This window comes from Victivallis sp., from assembly GCF_048170485.1.
GTDB lineage: Bacteria > Verrucomicrobiota > Lentisphaeria > Victivallales > Victivallaceae > Victivallis.
The window spans coordinates 1-4,391 of the sequence record NZ_DBEXAY010000123.1 but is presented as its reverse complement, the minus strand read 5'-3'; the positions used below and the strand labels follow the sequence as shown (position 1 = coordinate 4,391).

General features: G+C 59.0%; 4 protein-coding genes. All 4 read right to left on the bottom strand.

Annotation, left to right across the window (positions count from 1 at the left end):
* A partial coding sequence (locus tag ACMLHG_RS06475; protein ID WP_417169962.1) for a DUF362 domain-containing protein occupies positions 1-704 on the bottom strand: 704 nt, incomplete at its 3' end.
* Positions 705-1,170: 466 nt separating this feature from the next.
* Positions 1,171-1,884 carry a D-lyxose/D-mannose family sugar isomerase gene (locus tag ACMLHG_RS06470; RefSeq protein ID WP_417169961.1) on the bottom strand — a complete coding sequence of 238 codons (714 nt, stop codon included), beginning with the start codon at positions 1,882-1,884 and terminating at the stop codon, positions 1,171-1,173.
* The gene (locus tag ACMLHG_RS06465; RefSeq protein ID WP_417169960.1) at positions 1,878-3,650 is read right to left on the bottom strand and encodes a sialidase family protein; all 1,773 of its coding nucleotides are present in this window, start codon (positions 3,648-3,650) and stop codon (positions 1,878-1,880) included. Before ACMLHG_RS06465 ends, ACMLHG_RS06470 begins: the two co-directional genes overlap by 7 nt.
* 15 nt (positions 3,651-3,665) lie before the next feature.
* On the bottom strand, positions 3,666-4,391 hold a 726-nt coding region (locus tag ACMLHG_RS06460), incomplete at its 5' end, for a prepilin-type N-terminal cleavage/methylation domain-containing protein (RefSeq protein WP_417169958.1).

The following is a 4,391-nucleotide window of genomic DNA, read 5'->3' as shown; positions in this document are numbered from 1 at the left end:
TTTTTAAAATAATTTACAATTGTTCCGGCCGTTTCCGCCATGGCGTCGCCGAAAACCTCCGCCGAAGCCATATGATTCCAGCACGCGGTCTGATCGGCGGTGACGCCGCCGGAGTGAATCAGTGCCTTCCCGCGGGAGGAGGCGCACCCGATCGAAAGCTGTTTCAACGCGCCGCCATATCCGGCAACCGGGTGCCCCTTGAAGTGGGAAAGCACCAGCATGGAGCGGTAACGGGCCATGTTTTTCCCGACGAAGTTCTGCTTCAGAATCCTGCCGCCGGGAACCGGCAGAACCAGGTCCGGTCCCTCCGCATCCATGAGATCGACCGGGAAACAGCTGCTCCAGCCGTGTTCCGCGATCAGGCGCCGATGCTTCTCCGTGGTGTTGCGGGCCCCCTCGTAAGCGGTGTTGCACTCCACGATCGTCCCGTTGACCGCCTCGACCATTGGGCGAAAAAATTCCGGGCGGAGAAAGTTTTGATTGCCCTTCTCGCCGGAGTGAACCTTCACCGCGACGGGGCCGGGCAGTGCAACGCCGAGAACGCGGTACATGCGGACCACCGCCTCCGGGGATATCTCCGGGGTGAAATAAACGACCGGTTCCGAAACGGTTCCGCTGCCGGAAGCCGCCCGCGCCAGAACTCCGGCCAGAGGAGAACAGACTGCAACCGTCAATGCGCTCTTTAAGAAATCACGTCGATTCATCCCGCCTCCTGAAGTTCTGTTTCTGTTTCCACGTCCGTTTTCTCTTCCGCCCCCTTGTTTTATTGTAAACGTTACAGTTACTGTAAGTCAAGCGAAGATGTACTCTTTTTTTTCATTTTTCCATCGCAGCACAATCTTCCGGGGGGAGTGCGGCAGAAACCTGTCGTGCCCGACCGGAGCCGGAATCGGAGTTCTACAGCCTGAAACAGGCCGCAGATGGCCGGCCCGGCAAGCCCATCGGGCAAAACAATCTCACTATGCCCAATTGCAGAAGAATATCCACAGCTCTCCAGCCGCCGGGGAGAAATAGATCAAGTTCAGAGAACAGAAGTTGCGCCCCTCCGGCAGGAGAGGCGCAGATGTTTCGTGAAAACAGTTCTGTGACTGCGGCAATACGGCTCAGGTGGTCCCGGATTCCACCATCATTCTCCGCAAAGCAACAGCTGTATTTTCCCGGGCGGGCAACTCAGCTGCCGCAGAAGGGCGCGGGGTACTCTTGGCAGAGGTAGTACCGGCGCGGTTCGTCCTCGTCGATTCCGGGGAAGCGGCTGCCGCCGTGAAGGAAGACATTGTCGGAACGGTCGTCGCAGACGCTCGAAACCTCTCCCGACACCCCGTATTTCACGCCGTCGATCACCCAACCATCCCCACCTTCTCCCCAGAACTGGTGAATCGTGCGCGGCGGCAGACAGATGCTTTCCCCGGGATTCAGTTTCACCCGGCTTCCGGAAGGAATTGTGCATGCCACCCCATCCACCGCGACACACAATGTGCCGCCCGCCGGATTCCCCTCCGGATCGGAAGCGGTCAACTCCAGAACGATGAAGCCGCGTCCGCGGTTGATGATATCCTCCCGTTTGCTGCGGTGAAAATGAGCTGGAGCGCGCTGTCCTTCCGGGTCGAGGATGAATTTCTCGGCATAGGATTTCGGATAGCGCGGGTCGTCGTGCCGGCCATTGCGCAGCGTGAACAGCGTCCGCCCGATCCTGGCAAAATCCCCGGAACCGAAGTCGGTCACATCCCAGCCCAGCATGCAGTCGCGAATCTCGTCTGCCTCGTGGCCGCGAACTTGCCACTCCTCCACACTCCAGGTGGCAAACGCCGGCAGATGCAGTCCCGCCGCTTCAAATACGATCCTCGCCGTTTCAATACTCTGATTAATTGTCGAACGTTTCAGCATAGTTCCTCCCTGTTCTCCAAGCGGCTGCGGCACTCCGCCGTCATCAGCGGCCGATCCAGAAGCCGTATCGTCTTCACCATATTCCCCACCTGCCACGGCACGGAAACCGGCCGCCGGATCAGGTGGGGATCAAACCGCCTCCAGCCGAACTGCAGCTCCTCGCCGCCGTCGAGAAACACTCCGTTCCAGATAAAACTGACAATGCCGGGACCGCCATCGATGACGACGCAAAGAATGTCTCCGGAAGCCAGCTGGGGAATCCGCTCGCTTCGCATGCGGCACTCCTCACCGCCGTTATCCAGCGTCAGCACCAGGCGCCGTTCGGCGTCGAGCTCCAATGCCACGCCCCGGCCATCCTCGACGGCCCGCCCCGCGAGCAGAAGGCCCGGCGAAGGATCGGCAAGCTCCACCTCCCAGGTGCAGCCGTTGCCGGTGAGCATGCCGCACCCGTTCCGGGTCTCATGATTTCGCCGGTAGAATTCCGGGAATTCCGGCGGGGCGTCCACCCGGCTTCCCCCGGAAGCTTCGAACAGGATTCCGGCGTCCGCCAAGACGGCGCGCCCCTCCACCCGCGCCCACATCTTTTCCAGAAACGCCGCGGGAATCTCATGAACTCTGGCGATGTTCTTCTCCGTTTCCGTCACAAAATAACGCCCGTCCTGTTCCACCAGATCCGGATAGCTGAAGCGGACCATCGGGTCGTCATGGTACAACAGCACTTCGGGCTCTCCCCAGCGGATCACCTTTCCCTGCGGCGAATCGACCTCGACCCCGGCCAGCAACCAGGCGGGATTGCGATCCTCGTAGGCAATCTGCCGCTTGCGACGGATGAAGGAGCCGCCGTGGTTGTGAAACCAGTACAGATATTTTCCATTGGCGCACTTCCAGGTGAAATTGGCCGCGCGGGGGTGTTTCACCAGGCGGCCGCTCGCGCGGCGCATGTAACGGAGTTCCGGCCAGCTTCTGCCGCCGTCACGACTCCACGCCTCGACCGGGTAACCATCCACGGTGCGATAGGTCACATAGAGCGAACCGTCACTGAGCGGAACAAAACACTGCTCTTCGGAAATCGGGCCGCCGCCGGGCGGAGTCCGCAATCCGGCGTCGCCCTCCGGCAGGGTAATCCAATGGGCTTCGGCCGGGTCATCTGCGGTAAAAAGATCGGGACTTTTCAACAGCGATCCTTCGGAACGCTGGTAGAACCCTTCCCCCATTTCACCAACCCGGATCAGCGAAACCAAGGCGGTTCCGTCCAACGAGAAAGCCCGGCCGACGTTCCAGAAAAAACGGATCCTGCCGCCGTAAACGTTGTTCCGGTCGCAGTCAAACAGCCGGAAGGGAATTTCATACCGTTCCCGGCTCCAGCTTCTGCCGTGGTCATCGCTGTACTTGAAGACAAAACTGCCCAGACAATCGACCCGGGTAAATGTCCCCCTGCGGTCGTGTGTGCTGATTTCGCGAACATTGTCGGAGTTCCGGTTATAGAAGATGAATACCCGTCCGGAATGAGCCTTGAGCATAACCGCATAGGAGTTCTCCACATCTCCCGGCGCCTCGACGGAAACCGGTTCCGACCAGGTTCTGCCGCAATCGGTACTGCGGCAGGTGCTCACATGCTGCCCCTGAGCGCCTTCACTGCCCATGCCGGTGGTGACGCAGCAGAGCCAGGCTCCGTCATCGGTTTTGACCACATATGGCTGATCCGCATAATTTTCAGCGGGAATCCGGCTGCCGTTCTCCAGCAGCCGCCAATCCGAACGCGACATAAAACATTCTCCCTGTTACAAACGTTCCGGTTTGAAGAAATAAAGATAGGCAACTGTTGCACCGATGCTCTCGGCGTGACCGTCGAAAAAGGAATAGTTGGCGCGGCCGCCGTGCCGGGTGGGATCCGCTGAACGGCCGCTGCCGTCCAGTGAAAAATTGAAAAGATCTGCAACGTTTCCTTCCCGGTACGTTGAAATCAGCCAGTTGGTCGCATCGCCGTACAGGCCGCGCTTCGAAGGCAGACGAATCTGGCTGCTTTTATAAAACGGCATGGTCGTGCTGTTCTCATCGTAGGAAACCATGGTAATGGAGTCTCCGTTACTGTGATAGCGCATATTCTGCCCATATCCGGTATAGGTGCGGGATTTTTCCGCCGGGCGCCACGCTGGACATCCCCAGAAGACCCCGCCCCGGGCCATGATGTCATCCATATCGCTCCCCACAGGAAACCCCAGATAAGGCGCCAGAAACTCCGGATTCTGTCTGGAGTTCTTCGGCACGGTGAAGTAGCCGTAACGGGCAGGAGCATAGTAGTCATTGTAATCCATCCGGTACATCTCCTGACCGCCGGCCAGCTGTTTTACACAGGAGAGACATTTGATGCTCTGCCCCTTTTCCCGGGCCTGATTCAGCGCCGGCAGTAGCAGTGCGGCCAGAATCGCGATGATCGCCACTACGATGAGCAGTTCAATGAGAGTAAACAAGCGTCCGGAATCACTGTGATTTTCCGGAGAACAGCC

What these genes read in the sequence shown, in the direction of transcription:
- ACMLHG_RS06470 (WP_417169961.1), bottom strand. Translation starts at nt 1,884, where the DNA reads ATGCTGAAACGTTCGACAATTAATCAGAGTATTGAAACGGCGAGGATC.
- ACMLHG_RS06465 (WP_417169960.1), bottom strand. Translation starts at nt 3,650, where the DNA reads ATGTCGCGTTCGGATTGGCGGCTGCTGGAGAACGGCAGCCGGATTCCC.